This is a genomic window from Desulfobaculum senezii, from assembly GCF_054657395.1.
The window spans coordinates 1,866,002-1,884,248 of record NZ_BAAHYU010000002.1 but is presented as its reverse complement, the minus strand read 5'-3'; the positions used below and the strand labels follow the sequence as shown (position 1 = coordinate 1,884,248).

The 18,247-nt window shown below is 61.0% G+C and carries 19 protein-coding genes; 5 read left to right on the top strand and 14 right to left on the bottom strand.

The features are described from left to right. Window positions 1–47: 47 nt before the first annotated feature. Complete coding sequence (locus tag ACYQ2T_RS09085; RefSeq protein ID WP_459900055.1) at window positions 48–476, bottom strand: helix-turn-helix domain-containing protein; 429 nt, start codon at window positions 474–476, stop codon at window positions 48–50. Window positions 477–633: 157 nt separating this feature from the next. On the opposite strand from ACYQ2T_RS09085, the gene ACYQ2T_RS09080 reads away from it, so the two are divergent. The 4 genes from ACYQ2T_RS09080 to ACYQ2T_RS09065 all read left to right on the top strand — a co-directional run bounded on the left by ACYQ2T_RS09080 (window position 634) and on the right by ACYQ2T_RS09065 (window position 2,713). After that, a complete protein-coding gene (locus ACYQ2T_RS09080) occupies window positions 634–897 on the top strand; it encodes a helix-turn-helix domain-containing protein (RefSeq protein WP_459900054.1) in 264 nt (87 codons plus the stop codon). A gap of 61 nt (window positions 898–958) precedes the next feature. After that, a complete protein-coding gene (locus tag ACYQ2T_RS09075) occupies window positions 959–1,423 on the top strand; it encodes a phage regulatory CII family protein (RefSeq protein WP_459900053.1) in 465 nt (154 codons plus the stop codon). Between the two features lie 557 nt (window positions 1,424–1,980). Continuing rightward, window positions 1,981–2,265, top strand: coding sequence for a hypothetical protein (locus ACYQ2T_RS09070; protein ID WP_459900052.1), 285 nt, complete (start codon window positions 1,981–1,983; stop codon window positions 2,263–2,265). A 130-nt stretch (window positions 2,266–2,395) separates the two neighbouring features. Continuing rightward, complete coding sequence (locus ACYQ2T_RS09065) at window positions 2,396–2,713, top strand: helix-turn-helix domain-containing protein (RefSeq protein ID WP_459900051.1); 318 nt, start codon at window positions 2,396–2,398, stop codon at window positions 2,711–2,713. Here the strand turns inward: ACYQ2T_RS09065 and ACYQ2T_RS09060 are convergent. From ACYQ2T_RS09060 to ACYQ2T_RS09045, 4 genes are all read right to left on the bottom strand, one after another. Further along, the gene (locus tag ACYQ2T_RS09060) at window positions 2,640–3,848 is read right to left on the bottom strand and encodes a tyrosine-type recombinase/integrase (RefSeq protein WP_459900050.1); all 1,209 of its coding nucleotides are present in this window, start codon (window positions 3,846–3,848) and stop codon (window positions 2,640–2,642) included. The two genes, ACYQ2T_RS09065 and ACYQ2T_RS09060, sit on opposite strands and share 74 nt — an antisense overlap. 133 nt (window positions 3,849–3,981) lie before the next feature. Then, a complete protein-coding gene (locus tag ACYQ2T_RS09055; RefSeq protein ID WP_459900049.1) occupies window positions 3,982–4,482 on the bottom strand; it encodes a YgjV family protein in 501 nt (166 codons plus the stop codon). A gap of 314 nt (window positions 4,483–4,796) precedes the next feature. Then, complete coding sequence (locus ACYQ2T_RS09050; protein WP_459900048.1) at window positions 4,797–5,348, bottom strand: Hsp20/alpha crystallin family protein; 552 nt, start codon at window positions 5,346–5,348, stop codon at window positions 4,797–4,799. Between the two features lie 480 nt (window positions 5,349–5,828). Continuing rightward, window positions 5,829–6,848 carry a linear amide C-N hydrolase gene (locus tag ACYQ2T_RS09045; RefSeq protein ID WP_459900047.1) on the bottom strand — a complete coding sequence of 340 codons (1,020 nt, stop codon included), beginning with the start codon at window positions 6,846–6,848 and terminating at the stop codon, window positions 5,829–5,831. Window positions 6,849–7,089: 241 nt separating this feature from the next. Between ACYQ2T_RS09045 and ACYQ2T_RS09040 the strand changes: the two genes are divergently transcribed. After that, a complete protein-coding gene (locus tag ACYQ2T_RS09040; protein ID WP_459900046.1) occupies window positions 7,090–7,773 on the top strand; it encodes a DmsC/YnfH family molybdoenzyme membrane anchor subunit in 684 nt (227 codons plus the stop codon). A 238-nt stretch (window positions 7,774–8,011) separates the two neighbouring features. Here the strand turns inward: ACYQ2T_RS09040 and ACYQ2T_RS09035 are convergent, their stop codons facing one another. The 9 genes from ACYQ2T_RS09035 to ACYQ2T_RS08995 form a co-directional block, all read right to left on the bottom strand. Then, window positions 8,012–8,740: a UTRA domain-containing protein gene (locus ACYQ2T_RS09035; protein ID WP_459900045.1), complete on the bottom strand. Its 729-nt coding sequence runs from the start codon at window positions 8,738–8,740 to the stop codon at window positions 8,012–8,014. A gap of 30 nt (window positions 8,741–8,770) precedes the next feature. Beyond that, entirely contained in the window at window positions 8,771–9,433 is a 663-nt protein-coding gene (locus ACYQ2T_RS09030) for an HAD family hydrolase (RefSeq protein WP_459900044.1), read from the bottom strand. Beyond that, on the bottom strand, window positions 9,433–10,449 hold the full coding sequence (locus ACYQ2T_RS09025) for an ABC transporter ATP-binding protein (RefSeq protein WP_459900043.1): 1,017 nt from the start codon (window positions 10,447–10,449) through the stop codon (window positions 9,433–9,435). The genes ACYQ2T_RS09030 and ACYQ2T_RS09025 overlap by 1 nt, the downstream gene beginning before the upstream one ends. Before the next feature lie 21 nt (window positions 10,450–10,470). Continuing rightward, a complete protein-coding gene (locus ACYQ2T_RS09020) occupies window positions 10,471–11,244 on the bottom strand; it encodes an ABC transporter permease (protein ID WP_404845143.1) in 774 nt (257 codons plus the stop codon). Beyond that, window positions 11,237–12,079 carry an ABC transporter permease gene (locus tag ACYQ2T_RS09015; RefSeq protein ID WP_459900042.1) on the bottom strand — a complete coding sequence of 281 codons (843 nt, stop codon included), beginning with the start codon at window positions 12,077–12,079 and terminating at the stop codon, window positions 11,237–11,239. Before ACYQ2T_RS09015 ends, ACYQ2T_RS09020 begins: the two co-directional genes overlap by 8 nt. Further along, on the bottom strand, window positions 12,076–12,888 hold the full coding sequence (locus ACYQ2T_RS09010; protein ID WP_459900041.1) for an alkaline phosphatase family protein: 813 nt from the start codon (window positions 12,886–12,888) through the stop codon (window positions 12,076–12,078). The genes ACYQ2T_RS09015 and ACYQ2T_RS09010 overlap by 4 nt, the downstream gene beginning before the upstream one ends. A 44-nt stretch (window positions 12,889–12,932) precedes the next feature. Further along, a complete protein-coding gene (locus tag ACYQ2T_RS09005) occupies window positions 12,933–13,985 on the bottom strand; it encodes an ABC transporter substrate-binding protein (RefSeq protein ID WP_459900040.1) in 1,053 nt (350 codons plus the stop codon). A gap of 167 nt (window positions 13,986–14,152) precedes the next feature. Then, window positions 14,153–17,755: a PAS domain S-box protein gene (locus tag ACYQ2T_RS09000; protein ID WP_459900039.1), complete on the bottom strand. Its 3,603-nt coding sequence runs from the start codon at window positions 17,753–17,755 to the stop codon at window positions 14,153–14,155. Further along, complete coding sequence (locus ACYQ2T_RS08995; RefSeq protein ID WP_459900038.1) at window positions 17,752–18,066, bottom strand: hypothetical protein; 315 nt, start codon at window positions 18,064–18,066, stop codon at window positions 17,752–17,754. The genes ACYQ2T_RS09000 and ACYQ2T_RS08995 overlap by 4 nt, the downstream gene beginning before the upstream one ends. Between the last annotated feature and the right edge of the window lie 181 nt (window positions 18,067–18,247).

The window sequence follows — 18,247 nt, the reverse complement described above, 5'->3', positions numbered from 1 at the left end:
AGGCGATAGCTTCCCTCGTGGGATGCCATCGCCTTTCTTGTTACCCTTTAACGACTTGAGTTCAGGTCGTCTTCGGTTCCGGTGGCGATGATTTGGTCCCGGGGCGTGCCTGCGTTGCGGATGTAGTCGAGCAGGGCTTGCTTGATCTCATCCTCGCTGGCCCCCACGGTGGCGAGGGTCGCCTTGATATCTTCGAGTTCCTTGCCAAGTTCGCTCTTGGGGGCTTCGGAAGGCTGCGGAGCAGCTTGGGCCTGCCCCTTGAACATTTCCCCATCTCCAACCAAAAGCCAATTGGCGTCAATTCCATAGGTAGAAACCCAGTTGCCGAGCGTTTCCGCCTTGGGCTGGCGGTCACTTTGGACGTACCCAGACAAGGTTGCCTTCGTGATGCCACCAGCGCGTGCAAACTCTTGGTGTTCGAGTTTTAACGCGTGGATAACTTCTCGTAATCTTTGTTGAAAACTAGATGCGCCCATTCATTATAGTCCACAGTCAACGAATTTTGTTGACTGGGTTTGAGTTCTTGGGTATTGCTTCACTTGTCAGACGGGACGGGCTGTTAGCTTTGGTTCATCGCAGAGGCGCCCGATGCTTCCCGCCAATTGATTCATTGTAAAACCATAGGGATGAACAATGAAAAATTTAAGTGAATCAATACAACTCCATAAACCCACCCGTCAAGCTCGCCTCCGTGCGTGGATGATTGAGCATGGTGTTGAGTCCCGCGATCTCGCTCGGGCCGTAGGCATTAGTCCTCAGATGATGTCCATGATCACCACGGGAGAGCGTGCCCCTAAAGATCGGATTGAGCGTCTGGTCGAACTTGGTGTGCCGCGCGACCTGCTCCCCCCGCCCTACAAGGGGCGAAAACGTGGCCCAAAGCCCCGCACCAAATAGCCTTCCCCGTTTTGACCCATTCCAAACATGAAATCGATGAGAACCGTGAAGGGTGATTATCATGGACAGGGAACACAAGCGCCTCCTCTGCATTCTGCGCGAAGACGTCAAAGCCGCTCCCAGCGGTATGATCGCAGACTCTCTCGCATCTCACCTCGGCAAGTCGTACTCCACGCTCATGAATGAGCTGAACGACGCCATCCCTACACACAAGCTCGGCCTGCTCGATGGGTTGGAAGTGATCTCGCTGTGCGACTCTGAGGCCTCCCGCTATCAGATTGCCCGTATTTTGGGCGGCATGTTCGTGCGGCTGCCTGATGTGGTGGACGGGACGTGCGAAAGCCAGAAACAGGCCCTGCAGGCCGTGCAGGAGTTTGGCGAGGTCATCACCGCTTACAACGAGGCGGCGGCAGACCATGTCATCACTGCGGACGAGCTGGTGCACATCGAAAAGGAAGGGCACGAGGCGCTGACCGCCATTCAGAGCTTCATCGAAAGCGTGCGGTGCGAGGTGAAGGCCTCCTAAAGCCTCGCCTACTTCGGGCAGGGTGATGAGAATGGTTGACGAAGATTCTCGATATTTCCCCGCAGGGAGTGCGCTTCGGTTGTTCCGAAGAGCCTGAACCAAACCCTGAAAAGTCGTGAAACTGAAACAAGGTCTCCCGGCGGGGGAGCGGCAAAGGTTCCGATCCAGACTCAAGCAGGAGGCATGCGTTACGAAGCAGGTGTGAAAGCAGGGAGTGAGTTGCCAAGCGGGTAGCTCCACCCGCCGCGAGAAGTCCGCGCTTCTCGTGGCGGGGACAGGTATCCGCTAGAGGCCCGGATTTCGGGTTGATCTTTGAACACAACGCATTGTGGCCCGAAGGGGTGCCAAAGGAGGGGAGTGGCTCCTCCTGCGGTTTGGTGTGAAGCGGGGCCACGTGTCCTGCATCCCTTCGGGGCACGATGAATATTTCCGGACTGGGTGCGGCTTAGAGCCAGAACACCTCCGACAAACCGCAACGTGCAGCAGCCTGACGAAATGATGTGTCCCCCACCTGCACCCGGTCCGGATGGTTTGCCGACAACGGTAAGGAGTTTGCCATGCAGACGGAACGAGGAGAGGCGTTGATACGCCAGCTTATGGAGCAGGGCGTGGTTTCCTGCCCTGAGGATATCGAGGGCCGGGTGCTGCGGCTGCGAGTTTGCGCTCAGAACACGGATGGCCACAATGTTGAAACGGACTTTTCCGTCTGCGGGCGTGACGGCATTGAACAGCTTTTGACGAATCTGCGCCGCTGCGGCTGCCGCGTGCTGTCTGTGCGGCGTTTGGATGCAGCTGCGAGGCTCCCCCGAGGGTGCAGCCAAATGCCGAGGCCAGAGCTGTGACGTTTCAGGCCGAATTCATCAGTGTCCTCGGCTTGTTGCTTGGGATTGTCGGTATAATTTGCTTTGCGGCGCTGTGGCGCATGCTGGGCCGTGTGATTGGAACGTATCTTACGGTGAGGAGAGGATAGACGTGCAGCCCGAAATCGTAGTGCTTCCCATTGAGCGGGTGCAGGATGTTGTCGAAGCCGCAGTGCGTGAGGCTCTGGCCGCAGCTAATATTGGCGTCACCCGTGAAGTGAATGAACTGGAGTTGCTGAATCGTAAGGCGTTGCTGACGGATAAAGAGGTCCAGATGTTATACGGCATTAACGCGGGGACGCTCGGCAACATGCGAAGTCAGGGGCGCGGCCCCGCGTTCATCAAGGACGGAAAGTCTATTCGCTACCGCCGAAAAGACGTCGAAGCGTATCTGCAGTCTCGGCGGGTGAAGACGTATGAGCAGCATTAACCTCTTCGCCGTTGAAGATGGCCTCAATGATGTTGGCGCTCTGACGTTGCCGGTTCGGGCAGAGGTGGGCGTAGCGGCGGGTCGTTTCCTCTTGGGAATGGCCCATCAGTTCTCCGATGCTGTAGAGCGGCACGCCTGCCTGAGCGAGCCAGCTGCCAAACGTGTGCCGCAGGGTGTGGAACACCACGCGGGCACGCGGATCGTTGACGCCGTCGTTAAGGCCCAGCTCGTTGACAATTTTTTTGAAGGTTCCGCCGATATGCGGCAACCTTGTCCCTTTCCTGCTAGCAAAGACCAAGTCCCCGGAACGCAGCGTCAGAGCTTCCATGACCTTGTGCAGGCTCGGCGTCATGTAGACGGTGCGCCCATCCGAGTGTTTGCGCGAGTGCAGAACGTGGATTTCGCCGCTCTCCAACATGACGTCCTGCCCCTTGAGGGCGAAGATTTCTCCCGCACGCATGCCTGTATGCAAGCTAATCATGCTGATCTGATAGGTGCGCTCCGACCGACCACGCAGGGCGTCCAAAAGTCTGCCCGTTTCAGCGGGAGTGAGCCAACGGTGGCGCTTGTTGTCGAATTGCGGCACCTCGACCTTCTCCGTGGGGATTTTGCCGAACCATTTGTCCCACGCGATCATCTTTCTATACACACGGCGGACTTGCCCGAGGGCATGTTCACAGGTTTGCGGAGCCAGCCCGGCTCGGAACATATCATTCTTCATGCGCTCAAGGTCGAGCGGTGTGATGGCCGAAAGGGGCATGTCCTTGAAGCGCGGGGCAAGATGCGTGTCGTAGCGCGATTCGTCCGGGTGCTTCTTCGTGCTTTCCGGATCGGACTTCGGCTTCAGGTGCTCTGTAAAGTACAGCGTCCATGCCTCGCCGAAGGTCAGCTCCTGCGATTTGCGGCGCACCGAGGACATGTCTCCATGCCGCATGGCGCGCAGGCGTTCGGCGCGGATCTGCGATGCCATATTCGCGGTGTAGCCCTCGGACTTCCAGCCGATTTTCTCCCACTTCTTGCTTCCCGACGGCAGCTTGAAGGTAATGTCATAGCACTCATCGGGCTTGCCATTGAAGCGGCGCTCCCCGCTGCGACGGACGTAAACACCTGTAAATTTGGTTTTTTGGCGCTGCATATTATGATACCCTATTGCTACCCTAAGGGCGGAAATGCGCCCCTATTGCGACCCAATATCGTGAAAGCCAATGGCTCAGGATTAACCCAAAGTGACCGTGATAACAAGGTGTATGACGGTTTGTGTGTTTTCGTTATTGGGTGTGAGCAGTGCGGTAATGGCGATAATAGCCAACAATATTGCTCACAAGGAACAGCGCCTCCATCAGGACGGCGGTGAGGGATTGGGCGAGGGTGTTGTGGAGGAGCCAGAAGAGGGTGCCGATGATCATGAGTTGGCGGAGGCGTTTGTCGTGTTGGGCGAAGGCACCTGCTGTTTGGAAGGCTGAGCCGAGGGAGCTGATAATGCTGAGGAGCCCTTCATAGGTCCATGCTGCGGCGATGGTGGAGAGGGAGAGGAAAAAGCCCATGGCGCGGCGTGAGGTGGTGAAGACGCTGGTAAGATAGCGGGTGGTGGCGATGAGCATAAGAAGTCCCGCAGTGCTGTGCCCCAGCAGGAAGAAGTGTGACGAAATGAGTATGCCCGAGAGAAAGAGGCAGAAGACAATGCGTCGCCGGTCCTTGAACTGGAAGGACAGGATGTCCGTAATAATGGCGATGCCGACGAGGATTTGCGACAGAGTGTATGGGGTCATGTGGTGGTGCTTCTCCGGGAAAAAGACTGGGAAGGCCGAACTGTAGGGAAGGTTTACGTGAGGCGCAACAATTCCTTGTTTTTTGGTCCGAATTTAAGGATTTGTTTCGTCCTTCGGCTTCTCCCTGTGTTTTCCTTTTTCCTAGGAAAGCCTCCACTCTCTGTACAACACGGAACATGGGTAACACTTTTGTCCGGGAACAGAGGGAACAGGTTATGGCGGTACAGGTTGCCCCCTCCCTCTCCAAATTGTAACAATACAAAAAAGCCCCCGGCTGGGCCGGGGGCTTGGTGGTGGAGTGGTTGGGGTGGTGGTTATTCTATGGTGATCTGTTTGGTTTCAGCGTCTGGTGCGTCCTTGCGGGGAAGGGTGATGGTGATGACGCCGTTGTCCGAGCGGGCGGTGATGTTGTCCGTGTCGGCGTCCGTTGGGACGTGCAGGATGCGCTGGAAGGCGCCGTAGCTGCGTTCGACGCGGTAGAAGCCCTTGTCCTCGGAGCTTTCCTCCTGCCGCTTTTCGCCCTTGATGATGAGCGAGTCCCCCTTGAGTTCGATGGAGATGTTCTTTTCGTCCATGCCGGGGAGTTCGGCGGTGATGGTGTACTCCTTCTCGGACCCGGCAACGTCGACGCTGGGCTTGAAGCCCGTGCCTGCAAGGCGCGTCAGGGCGCTGGGGCGGGAAAGGGGAGAGTCGAATCCGAATCCCCTGAACGCTTGGTCAAAGAGCCGGTCAATCTCCGAGTGCAGGCTGGCAAGTGAGCCGGATGCGCTCCGCCTGTCGTTCTCGTCTCGCCGGATGGGGAGCAGAGGGGTCTGCTCGTCTTCCTTCTTGAACCAGTTCCAAGGATTCAGCTTGGTCATGTCCATAACATCCTCCTTTCATTAGTGGTTTTCCCTTTGTGAATGAATAAATAAGCAGGCTTTGCGCGCTGTCAAGAGGGCGGGATGGGCTCTGGCGCGCAGTCCTCCGGGTAGTGTCGAGCGCTCCCGTAGCGGCTCTGTGACGCCCGCCCTCTGCTGGCGTTGTGGAGGGGGGCGGGGAGACGCGGGGCGGCGCGTTGGGCATAGAATCACTATGCGGGCCTCAGGCTCAATTGGGCTTCGTCGTCAGTAGGGTTACGAATACGCCGAGGAGACCGACACGGGGACGCGTGCCGGAGCAGGCCGCGCCATGCTGTGGAGAGGTATTGAGACTGCCTTGTTCAGGAGGTGCGGGGCCGCATAAGAAAAGCCGGAAACGCTGGGCGTTTCCGGCATATTTTTGTCTGGTTTCCCACGCTGTGCCTCGGGCGGAGGCGCATGGGCTGCGAACGTGCCGCGCTGTCCACGGCGTGTTCTATGCGCCGGCTACAACGGCTTGAAGGCGTCCTTCACGTTGCCCGACAGGTCGGGGTTTTGGAAGTCCAGCTTCATGGGGGCGTTGCCTTCGCTCATGTCCAGTTCATTCAGGTTCACCCAGCGCTGCTTTCTGTTATGCAGGGTGTGGATGTAGACGGTTTTGTTTTCCATGTCCGTGATAAGGTGCCAGAAGGTGCAGCCGTAGTCGAAGAAGGGCGGAACGGTCAGGTTCATGATGGCTGCGGTGGCCGAGGCAAGGGCGTCCTCCGTGCTCTCGGGCGTGGGGATGTGGCGGGAGTAATACGCACCGCGCACAAAGCGCTCCAAGGGGTACTGGCCGCCGGGGATGGGCGTTTCGCCGCCGAATTCGTGGTAGGCCTTCAGGTCCTCAATGGACTGGCGGTAGGGCGTGTTGGTCAGGATGGGGACCTCGGGGTTGCGGATGACGTCCAGCTTGCCGTCAATGTATTCAATGATGGCGCTTTGGCCTGCCGCGTCGTGCACGAAGAGGTGCAGCTTCAGGTCCACGGCGGTGGGCATGGAGGTCACGCGGTATTCGCCGCTTTTGAGGTCTGCAATGAATTCCTCCACGGTGGCGAAGCGGTCCACGGCGTACTGGACGAAGGAGGCCACGTTCAGCACGGTGCCGCCAGCGCCCTGCGGCAGGACGGAATCCGGCAGGTAGTAGGTGCCGACCTTGAAGCCCGCCTCGTTGATGCCGTCCACGCCCGTGAGGCCGGAGGTGCCGTCTTCCAGCGGCATAAAGGCGCTAAAGGTGATGTTGCCGTATTTGGCGGTCCATTCGAGCGGGGTCTCGTCTTCGTTGAAGGTGAGGGTCTGCCTGTCCACGCCGCGCGGGGTAAACAGGGCCTGCCCGCCGCCGAACATGAAGTCAAAGGTCCGGGCGGAAACAGGATGCGCGCCGCCAACAAAGATTTCCGAGCAGGCAAGGGCGGAGGTTGCCCCGACGAGGAGCAGGCAAAGGGTCAGCGCCAGCATATTGGCGCGGCGAAGAAGAGTGGTCATCATTGTATACTCCATATGGGTTGTGCGGAAGGTTCCGCAGTGAAGGCCATTGCCGCCTATAAATGATTTTCTTGAGGAATGGCAGGTGTTTTGTGAGTAATTGCCAGACGCGTGATTGCGCTCGCAGTGCTGGCAGGGAGTTGGCGGGAAGGCTTGCGGGGCTTGGGCGGAGGTTGACCGGGCATGCCCCGGCCAGTATCAGGCTGTGCGTTTCTTTTTTCGAAATATGTTCAAGGCGGGATTGATGGTGACGCGAAAAGAGGCTGGGAGCCGTGGGTGGTGGGCGCGCTGGGTCTGCGCCGGGCTTGTGGCCTCGGTGTTTCATCTGGGGCATCCCCTTGGCGCGCCCCGCGCACTGGTGAACATTGCCCATTCGTGGCTCAGCCGTGAGATTTTGGCTTTTGGCGCATTCGCATTTCTTATGATCGTGTCCCTGTTCGTAAGGAGTCGCGCCGTGTCTGTGGTGGTCCCCGTTGTGGGCTTGGCCGCCCTTGGCACATCCGCACTGGCGTACATGGCGCCCAGCATCCCCGCGCTCGACAACGCGGTGCCGGGCGCCTTGTTCGCCGTGACCGCCGCCATGCTTGGCGTTGCCGGGTTTGGCGCGCTGCTGCCCGCAGCCGAGCAGGAGCGCCCCGCCCGCATCCTTGGCGGCATTTTGGCCCTCGCTCTTGTTCTGCATCTGCTCATTCCGAGCATTTGGCTCTCCGGCAGTACGCCCATGCGTATGACGGGGACGGCGTGGCTGGAGTCCTCCCTGTACTGGGTGCGGGGGCTTGTTGGGCTGGCGTTGCCGCTGGCCCTTGTTCTGCGCACCCGGCGCATCCCGCTGTGGCTGCCCGTTCTGCTGTTGGTGACGGAACTGCTCTTTAGAGTCGTGTTCTTTGCCGAGAGCGTTCACACCGCATCGCTCATCGGAACGATGTAAGGCATAAATCCTCCTCCCGCCTCTCCCGGCGGTGGCTGGCCCTTCGGCTGACCCCGCCGGGACGTTTTTCCTCATCACTCTCCTGAGGGCGTGCGCCCGCGCCGCTGGTTTTCCGCTCTACCGGAAGCCGCGCCGTGGGCGCACTTTTTTCCGTCCTGCCTCCCATAACACAAGAAAAGCCCCCCGCGGTGGCGGAGGGCTGGATGGAGCATGTGCATGTCCGGCGCTCTGGCTGGGCTTACAGCTCCTGCCACGAGTCGGTATCCACGGCGATTTGGATGGCATCGTGCCGCCAGTATTCCATGTCGCAGTCGATAAGTTTGCCGTGTTGGTCGTAGTTGACGCGGGCAATGTGCAGAATGCTGCTGCCGTCGGCAATGCTGAGCATATCCGCAATGTGGCCCATGGCGGCGGTGGGGGTGATGGTGAAGCGCGAGCGGCCATACCGTACGCCGTAGCGGCTTTCGTACAGGCCGGTGATGGACTGGGTGAGGTCCTGCTCCAACAGGTCCGGGAAGCGCTGGGCGCAGACTACGTGCTCCACATAGAGCGCGGCGCGTCCGTCCAGACAGCGCTGACGGCGAATGTGGTGCACCCGCGTAAATGGCGGCAGGTCCATTTGTTTGCACATATCTGCCTGCGCGGGCACGGTTGCGGCGGCCAGTACCGAGGTGACGGCCCGGCGCTTTTGGCCCTGCACCATCTCGTGAAAGTGCGATTTGGTCATGGGGTTATAGATGAGCCGGGGCGGCGAGACGAACCATCCCCGCCGCTCCTCGCGGTAGATTTTGCCCTCGGCCTCAAGGACGAGCAGGGCTTCCTTCACGGTGATGCGGGTGGTTTCGTACAGCTCGCTGAGGCGGCGTTCTGACGGGAGCTTGTCCCCGACGGGAAGAAGCCCCCCGGCGATTTGGTCTGCGAGGGAGTCGCGGATGGAGAGGAATTGTCTGTTTGTGTGGTGTTTCATGCCGTGGTGTGTGCGTTGATGGTGCAGGGGCTAGGCCGCGGCCCGTTTCCAGTCCAGCACGCGCCAGCCCCGGTGGCGGGCGTAGCGGCGCAGGGCGTCGTCCGGGTTGGTGGGGATGGGTACATCCACAGCATCGAGGAGAGGCATGTCGTTATGGGAGTCGGAGTAGAAGATGCTTCCGGAGAGACTGCGCCGCTCGGTCATGATCCAATCGTGTAGGCGGGTGACTTTGCCCTCGCGGAAGGAGAGCGTCCCGACGGTTTGCGTGGTGAAGCATCCGGCGTCCTCGGCAAGGCGGATGGCGATGACGTTGTCAACGCCCAGCATGGCGGCGATGGGCCGGACGAGGAAGTCGCTGGTGGCGGAGATGATGATCACGGTGTCGCCGCTTTCCTCATGCCAGCGCAGGCGCTCCCACGCCTGTGGGTAGACGATGGGACGGATGCATTCCTCGGCGAATTCGTGCGCGCGGCGCGCTACCTCGTCCATGGGCAGCCCTTCCAGATGGCCGGCGCAGTGGCGGATGTAGGCCTTCATGTCCAGCGTGCCGGTGCGGTAGTCCTGCATAAGCTGTTCTTCGCGGTCGAGCGCGGTGGCGGGGGCCCAGCCTTTGGCGACGCTATGGCGGAGCCACATGGTGGCGCTGTCGCCATGAATGAGGGTTTCATCAAGGTCAAAGAGGGCGAGGGGCATTAGGCGACCTCCCGAAGTTCGTTGCGGTTGAAAAGAATTTCCAGCTCGGTTCCGGCCTTGAACAGACGGCTGGAGGAGCGGTTTAAGAGGTCCACGGTCAGCTCGCACCCGCGTGAGAGGAGTTGATAGCGGATAACGTTGCCCAGCAGTTGGTGGGAGAGGACCGTGGCTTCCACTGGCGTGCTGACGCCAAGGGCGTAGTTGCGGCCCGGTTCGCGGACGTAAATGGATTCGGGCCGGACGGCCAGCTGGCCTGTAATGTCCATGCCCAGCAGAGCCTTGGCCTGCTGGGCCGTCAGCAGGTTGGAGTTGCCGATAAAGCCCGCCACAAAGGCGTTTGCCGGGTCCGTGTAGATGGATTCGGCAGAGCCGCTTTGCACGATGTCGCCCCGGTCCATGAGGAAGATGCGGTCCGAGAGGGTCAGGGCTTCCTCTTGGTCGTGGGTGACGAAGATGGTGGTCAGACCCAGCTCGCGCTGGATGGAGCGAATCTGTTTGCGCAGGTTGCGGCGGATGCGGGCGTCCAGCGCCGAGAGCGGCTCATCAAGCAGCAGAATGCGCGGGTGCACCACCAGTGCGCGGGCAAGGGCCACGCGCTGGCGCTGACCGCCGGAGAGTTCGTGCGGGTATTTGTCCTCATGTCCGCCCAGCTCCACAAGGGCGACGGCTTCGGCCACGCGGCGCGTGGCTTCGCCGCCTGCGATGCGCTTCATCTTGAGGCCAAAGGCGATGTTGGCGCGGACGGTCATGTTGGGGAACAGGGCGTAGCTCTGGAAGACCATGCCGATGCCCCGGTTTTGGGGTTTGACGGCGGTGATGTCGTCCCCGCCAACGCTGATGCGCCCGCCGTTGATGGGCGTGAGGCCCGACAGACAGCGCAGAAGCGTGGACTTGCCGCAGCCGCTGGGGCCAAGCAGGGTGACGAGCTCCCCTTTGTTGATGGACATATTCAGGCCGTCGAAGACGGTGACGGAGCCGAAGCGTTTGGTCAGGCCGTGGGTTGTAACGTAATGCATAGGAGTTGTGCTCTGTGGGGATTATCGGTTGAAGCGGCCCGCGCACCACGTCAGGACAAGGGTCACGATGAAGTAGGACATGACCAGTGCGCTGGTGAAGTGGCCGCTGGTGCTGCGCATGTTGTTCAAATACACCTGAAGCGTCTCGTAGCGCGTGCCCACGAGGATGTTGGCGAAGACGAATTCCCCAAGCAGGAACGTGAAGGAGACAAACAGCGACGCCATAATGCCCCGCCGCAGGCCCGGCAGGATGACCACAAAGAACGCCCGCATGGTGCTGGCTCCCAGCAGGTGGGCGGCGTCCATCAGGGCGTGGACGTCCAGCCCCTGCATGGCGTTGGCGATGCCCCGGTACAAAAACGGCAGCGCCACGGTGAAATAGGTGCCGATGAGGATCCATGGCGTGCCAATAATCGGCAGCGGCCCGTCCGCGTACAGTTGCAGCAGGCCAACGGAGGACACCACAGGCGGCACCGCAAAGGGCAGTAGGATGAGCACGTTCATCAGGCCGTCCAGCTTGGGGAAGATGTAGTGCACGATGAATATGGCCGGTATGGTCAGCACGGCACACAGTGTGAGGCTGCCAAGGCATACGGCCAGCGAGTGGCCGAATGCGGCCAGAAAGCGCGGGTCGCTCCACAGCGCGATGTACCATTTGAAGGTGAAGCCGCTGGGCAGGATGGTTGCGCCCCACTGGCTGGCAAGGGAATAGGCCAGCGTAGCCACAAGGGGGATGCTGAGCAGGGCGATAAGGCCGGAGACGATGATGGTGTTGATGGGCGTGGTGCTACGCATGGACGTTCCTCTTGAGGAGCCAGCGGTTGATGGTGGTCACAAGGCCCAGCAGCGTTACCAGCAGGACGGACAGCGCCGCGGCGAGGTTTGGTTCAAGGAACAGGTCTCCGGCCACAAGGTTGGCGATGCGGATGGTGACGAGGTTGGCGTTGCCGGATGTCAGGGCGTAGGCCGTGGCGTACGCGCCCATGGCATTGGCCAGCAGGATGATGAACGTTCCGACCAGTGCAGGAGCCAGCACGGGCAGACCAATGCGCAGCCAGTAGCTGGCGGGCGTGGCTCCCAGAAGGGCCGCGGCGTCCTGCCAATCGTCATCAAGGGCATTGAAGGCCGGAAAAAGCAGCAGCATGGCAAGTGGAATCTGGAAGTAGGTATAGACCACGGACAGGCCGCTGATGGAATAGAGGTTAAAGCCGCTGATAAGCCCCACCTCGCGCAGGATGATGGTCAAACTGCCGTTGGCGCCAAGGAAGATGATAAAGGCAAAGGCCAGCGGCACGCCTGAGAAATTGCCCACCATATTGGTGAAGGCCACCATGAACTGGCGCAGTCTGCCGCCCACGCGGCGCAGCGCCGCCGCGCCAACCGTGGCAAGAGTCAGCCCGCCGAGGCTGGACCAAAGGCCGATGGTCAGGCTGTGGCCGAACGCCTGCCGCATAAAGGCGGAGGACAGTATTTCGCGGTAGTGCCCGAGGCTGAATGCGCCATCCACGTTGACGCTGTGGATGAGCACCCAGCCCATGGGGGCCAGCTGAAACAGCCCCAGCATGGCGAAAAAGGGCACAAGGCCTGCCGCCGCCATGAGCGGAAAGCGGCGTGTTGTGGAATGGGTCATGAGGCGAGCAGCTCCTTGCAGTGGGGTTTGCCATGGCCGGTGATGTCCAGCAGCTCGCAGACAAGGCCGCAAAGCTGGGTCTGGGCCGGGCTGGCACTTGGGTTCATTGAGAAGCGGCTCCCGGTTACATAGAGGGGAACGCGGCGTTCATCGTCCGTGGTGCCGCCGTGCATGCGGTCCGGGGCCATGCCGTGGTCGCTGGTGATGATGACCTGATGCCCCGCATCCTGCCACTGGGGCACATAGCGCGAGAGCAGGCTGTCCATGCGCCGCGCGGCGGCACGGTAGCCGTCCCCGTCGCCGCCATGCGTGTGCCCGGCGTCGTCTACGTTCATGGGGTGGAGAAACAGCAGGTCCGGGGCGTGGCGCGCCAGCAGGTGCTGGGCGTCGGCAAAGAGGTGGCAGTCAGGGTAGTGGTCCACGTTGTAAAAGATGCCGTGCTGGATGGGCAGGGCCGGGTCATCGGTATAGCGGTCACGCGTGGGGTCGTAGGGGGCGCGGTTGTAGAGCTCGCTCACCCAGTGGTAGGCCGCGGCGGCGGTGGTTCGTCCCGCGTCAGTGGCAAGGGAGAAAATGCTGTCGTGCCGGGAGCGGCGGACGACGCCGTTGTCCACAATGCCGCTGACAATGGGCGGTACGCCGGTAAGAATGCATTCATACAGGGGCCGGGACAGGGAGGGCAGTTCGCACGTCAGGGTGTAGGACTGCGCGTGCCCGGCGTCCACGATGGCCTGAAGGTAGCCCATGCACGCATGGGCTACCTTGGCGCTGAGGCCATCAACGAGGACGAGGATGACGGTGTGTGACAAGAAAAACCTCGGTCGGTGGTTCTGTGGTCGATGGGGTTTCGGAATTACTGCATGTGGATGAGCACGCGCTCCTGCCACAGGCGGGAGAGTTTGCGCGCGGTGCGGTTCCAGGTGTCAAAGTCGCCGATGGGCTTGGCGTTGGTGTACTGCTCGTTTGGCAGCAGCATGTTTTGCACGTCGGCGGGGAGGGTGACGTTGGTGCGGATGGGGCGGGCGTAGCCGCGGGCAAGGTTAATCTGCCCGGCGTCGCTCAGGATGTATTCGCGGGCGAGTTTGGCGGCGCTTGGGTGCTTGGCGTATTTGTTAATGACGGTGGCGTAGCCGGAGATGATGGACCCATCACGCGGGATGCTGACGGTGAAGCGGTCGCGGTCAATGCTGTCGCGGTAGTTGAGGGCATTGAAGTCCCACAGCAGGGCCATTTCCACTTCGCCCTTTTCAAGGTTGGCGAGGCTGGTGTCGCTGAGCGACAGGCGGCCCTGCTTGGCCAGCTGGGCGAACAGGTTCAGCGCGGGGGAGATGTCGGCTTCGCTGCCGCCGGTGGCAAAGGCGCAGGCCAGGACGGCGTTGTTGGCCTGTGCGGCGGAGCCTACGTCGCCGACGGTGACCTTGTAGTCGCCATCCAGCAGGTCCTGCCACGTTTTGGGGGGATTTTTGACGATGTTGTTGTTGGAGATGAAGGCGATGGTACCGGTATAGCCCAGCATCCAGTGCCCGTCCTTGTCTTTGGCCCATGCGGGGATGTCGTCCCAGGTGGTGGGCTTGTAGGGCAGGGTGACGCCTTTCTTTTTGGCAATGGGGCCGAAGGCGAAGCCCACGTCGCCGATGTCGGCGGTGGCGCTGTTTTTCTCGGCGGCGAATTTGGCGATTTCCTGCGCGGAGCTCATGTCCGTGTCCTGATGGGAGAGGCCGAATTTCACCTTGAGGTCGCGCCAAGTGTCCTTCCAGTTGGCCCAGGTGTCGGGCATGCCTACGCTGTTGACCTCGCCTTCGGCCTTGGCGGCGCGAAGCAGGTCCTGCGGGACGGAAGAGGCCGCACTGGCGGCGGTGGCGGTCAGAACGAGGGCAAGGGCGAAGGCCCAGACGTGGTGTTTCACAGCAAGACTCCTTTGGTATAGTCCAGTTTGTCTGATGGGGAGGAAGTAGCTGTGAAATGTGTCGGCGCTGTGGCGGGGGCGTCGTTTTTGTGTGGCGGCTGCGCCTTGTGCGGCGCGCGGAATGGATGAGATGCGCGGTTGGCTTTGTGGTGCGCCCTTTGCGGCGTCTAGGCCGGGGCCGCGTCGTCGGTTTTGTCCAGCGGCGTCACGGGCAGGTCTATGGTGAAGGTGGTGCCTTCTCCGGGAGCGCTGTGCACGCTAAAGCGGCCGCCGTGGGTGGAGGTGACGATGAAGTACGACACCGAAAGCCCAAGGCCGGTACCAACGCCCTTTGGCTTGGTGGTGAAGAACGGTTCAAAGATGCGCGAGCGTGTGCCCTCGTCCATGCCGGGGCCGTTGTCCGTGATGTCGATGCGCACGCGCCCGTGCTGGTGGCTGGTGGTAATGGTGATGGCGGGCGGGCCTGTGGAGCCGTGTTCGGTCATGGCCTGCGCCGCGTTTTTGAAGAGGTTGAGGAACACCTGTTCGATTTCCGAGGCCGAGCAGACCACGGCAGGCAGCCCTTCTGCGTAGTTTCGCTGGATGGCGACGGAGCGGAAGTCGTAACTTTTTTTCAGGTCATAGTCCGTGGAGGCCAGCTCCAGTGTGTGGTCCAGCAGGGTGTGGATGTCCTCCTTGGCCATGGTGGCCTCGCTGCGGCGGCTGAACTCCAGCATGTTCATGACGATGCCTGCGGCGCGTTCGCCGGATTCGCGGATGCCGTCCAGCATGCTGAGTATCTTGCGGCGTTTCATGTATTCCTGAATGGTCTCCAGCGGGCAGCTGAGCTCCTCGGCAACCTTTTGGTTGGCCTTCAGCTCCGGCGAAACGCGGCGCTGGATGTTCTGCACGCCCTGCAGGATGCCCCCGAGGGGGTTGTTGATTTCATGCGCCATGCCTGCGGCCAGTCCGCCAACGGAGAGCATCTTCTCCGTTTGAATCATCATTTCTTCCATTTTGCTCTGCTCGGTGACGTCGTCCATGCGGATGACGGCCTCGGCGCGCGACTGCGACGACAGCGGATAGACCATCAGGTCAATGCGGCGGATTTCATTGCCGCGCTTGTAGGGGACCTTTTCCAAATACCGCGGGGCGCGGCTTTGCAGGGCTTCGCTGATGAGGGGCGTGTGCGGGTCCATCTCCGGGTACACGTCGCCAAGGTAGCGGCCCAGCACGTCGCTGTCCGTCATGCCGCGTTCATGCTCTGCGGCCTTGTTCCAGTGTGTGATGCGCAGGTCCTCGTCCACGGCGATGAGGATGGAGGGCATGGAGTTGAGCACGTCGCGCACATATTGACCTGCACGGATGATTTCCTGCTCCGCGCGCTTGCGGTCCGTAATGTCGCGCATGGTGCCTTCTATGCGCCGGGGGGCGCCATTTTCATCGCGCACGAGGCGGGCGTGTATCTCCGCCCAGATAAGCGATCCATCCCGGCGTTTGATGAGGTGAACAAACTGCGTGATGAAGCCTTTGTCGTACAGGGCGGTGAGCAGATGCTCCCGGTCCACCGGGGAGTGGTAGATGTCGCGCCCTATGTCGCGGACTTCCTCAAGAAGCTGCTCGGGGGATTCGTACCCCAGGAGCTTGGCCTGTGCGGGGTTGGCGGCCAAAAAGTGGCCATCAGGCGTGGTTTGGAAGATACCCTCCAGCGCATTTTCAAAGAGCAGGCGGTAGTTTTCCTCCGCCGCGCGCAGGCGGGCGTTGGCTTCCTCCAACTCCTCGGCATGCTGGCCGAGCAGGTTTTCCCGCTCCTCGTGGTAGTTGATGCGCCGGATGAGGTCCTCGGGCGACAGGTGCATATTCGCAAGGATGTCCGCGTACATTGTGGAGAGTTCCTGCGCCTCCTTGGTGGTGAACAGGGGGCGGCGGCGCATGGCCTTGTGCGCCATGGCCGCACCGATGGCTCCGGTGAGGATGGCTTCCACTTCCTCGTAGAAGCGGGCAAGCTGATCAATGGTGACGTATTGCAGGCCAATAAGCTGCGCGCGGCTCACGCATTGCCGCGCCAATTGCTTGGCCCGAAGCGGCGCGTAGTACTCTGCAAAAAGCTCCTCAACCATGCGCTTTTTGGGGCCAATTTGAATGTGCGGGTCAAGGGAGCCGCTGCGGGCGAAGTCGTGGCGCTCGTCATCCATGACGTTGATGAAGCGGTAGCCCTCGGACTGCTCGCGCGTGGTCTGCGTGCCAAGGGAGAAGATGATAAAACAGCCTGTGTTAAGCAGGAGCGACCAGAACACACTATGCGTCAGCGGCGTCATGCCGTGCAGGCCAAAGAGGTGCTCCGGGTTCAGCAGCCCCAGCCCGTCCGGGCCGGTGGAGAGCAGGGACGGCGGCAGCCAGCCACCGTTGACGAAGGCGGGGAGCAGCAGGGTGTAGCACCACACCATGAAGCCGGCGGTCAGCCCCGCCAGCGCGCCCTTGCGCGAGGCGCGGGACCAGTACAGCCCCCCTACAAGCGGCGGGGCGAATTGCACCACAGCGGCAAAGGCAACGCGTCCAAGGCTGACCAGCATATACGAGTGCCCAACCATGGAGTTGAAGGCAAAGCCAAGGCTGATGAATACGCAGATGACGCCCCAACGTAGCTGCAAGAGCCTGTTACGGAAGCCGGAAAGCGCGGGGAGGCGCTCCATCAGCGGCAGTAGAAGGTGGTTGGTAATCATGGTGCCCATGGTCATGGAGGTGACCATCACCATGCCGATGCCAGCGGAAAAACCGCCAAAGAAGACGACCCCGGCAAGCCACGGGGCGTTGTGCGCAATGGGAAGAGCCAGCACAAACATGTCCGCTTCCTGCGGGGGCAGCCCTTCCAGCAGGCCGCTCATGGCCATGGGCAGGGCAAAGATATTGAACAGCACCATGTAGATGGGGAACATCCAGATAGCGTGCAGGATGTGCCGTTCATTGGAGTTTTCCACCACGGCGACATGGAATTGCCGCGGCAGAACAAGAATGCCTGCCATGCCCAGCACCATGCCAGTGGTCCACTGCGAGTAGGCCGGGGTGTCCAGAGCAGGAAGGCCCGTAAGCGGCGCCCATGGCGTTTCGGCAAAGCGGGAGAACAGATCGGCAAAGCCGTCGTTGAAGATATAGGTAATGGTGAACCCCACCACAAGGATGGCGCCCAGTTTGATGAGCGATTCCACCGCAAGGGCCGCCACCATGCCATGGTGGCGCTCCGTTGGGTCAAGGCGGCGTGCTCCGGCAAGAATGGTGAATAGAATCATCACGGAAGCAAGGATGGGATCAAGCCCCGAAACGAGGAAGGAATCCGGCTCCCCAAGGGCCGTTACGATGTGGTGGAGCGATTGTTTTACCGCTTTTACCTGAATGGCAACATAGGGCAGTGTGCCAACAAGGGCGATGGTGGTCACCAGTCCGGCCACGCCTTGGGAGCGGCCATAGCGCGCGGACAGAAAGTCCGCAATGCTGGTGATGCGGTGGGTGGACTTGATGCGCACAATTTTGCGCAGCATGAATGGCCACAGGCACAGCCCAAGGGTGGTGCCAAGGTGGGTGGTCATAAAGGTCAGCCCTTCGCTGGCGGCCTGTCCCACAAGGCCGTAAAAGCTCCACGTGGTGTTGTAGATGGTAAGGGAGAGGGCGTAGATGATGGGCTGGCGGGCGCACCAGTCTTTGATATGTGCATTGCGCTCCACCCACAGGGCAATGCCGATGAGCAGGGCAAAGTAGGCCGCAAGGCCAAGGCCGAGCAGACTGGTCACGCTCATGGGGAGTCCTCCGGCTTGGCGTAGGGCGGCGGAGGGGGCCCGTTTTCCGTGGGCGGCTCGGTACCGGGGGGCGGCGCAATGGGCGGCGGCTGGGGGCTTGAGTGCTTCGCGTCTTCAGGAAAGCCCGACAGGCCTATGCCCAGCAATATGCCAATAAACAGTCCCCAAAGGGCGAACAGGTAGATGAACAGATGTGGCCCGCCCGGAATGTTGGCAATGGACACCAGCGGCCACCCAAAGACCAAACACCCCACCACAAAGATAAGGATGTGGAATTCCTTGCCGGAGAGGATGGTGCGCAGCTTGCTCATGGTCTCTCGGCCTCGGGACAGCGCGTGGCGTCCGGTTGGGGTGGAAGTGGATACTTTGACGCGCTGCGGCCTTATGCGCGCGGCTCTGCCAAAACGACGGAAGCGCCTTAGCATAGCGCGTTTTGCGGTGGATGGGCAATGAATACGCATGCCCGCGCGGCAGGGGCACGCCACCACAAAG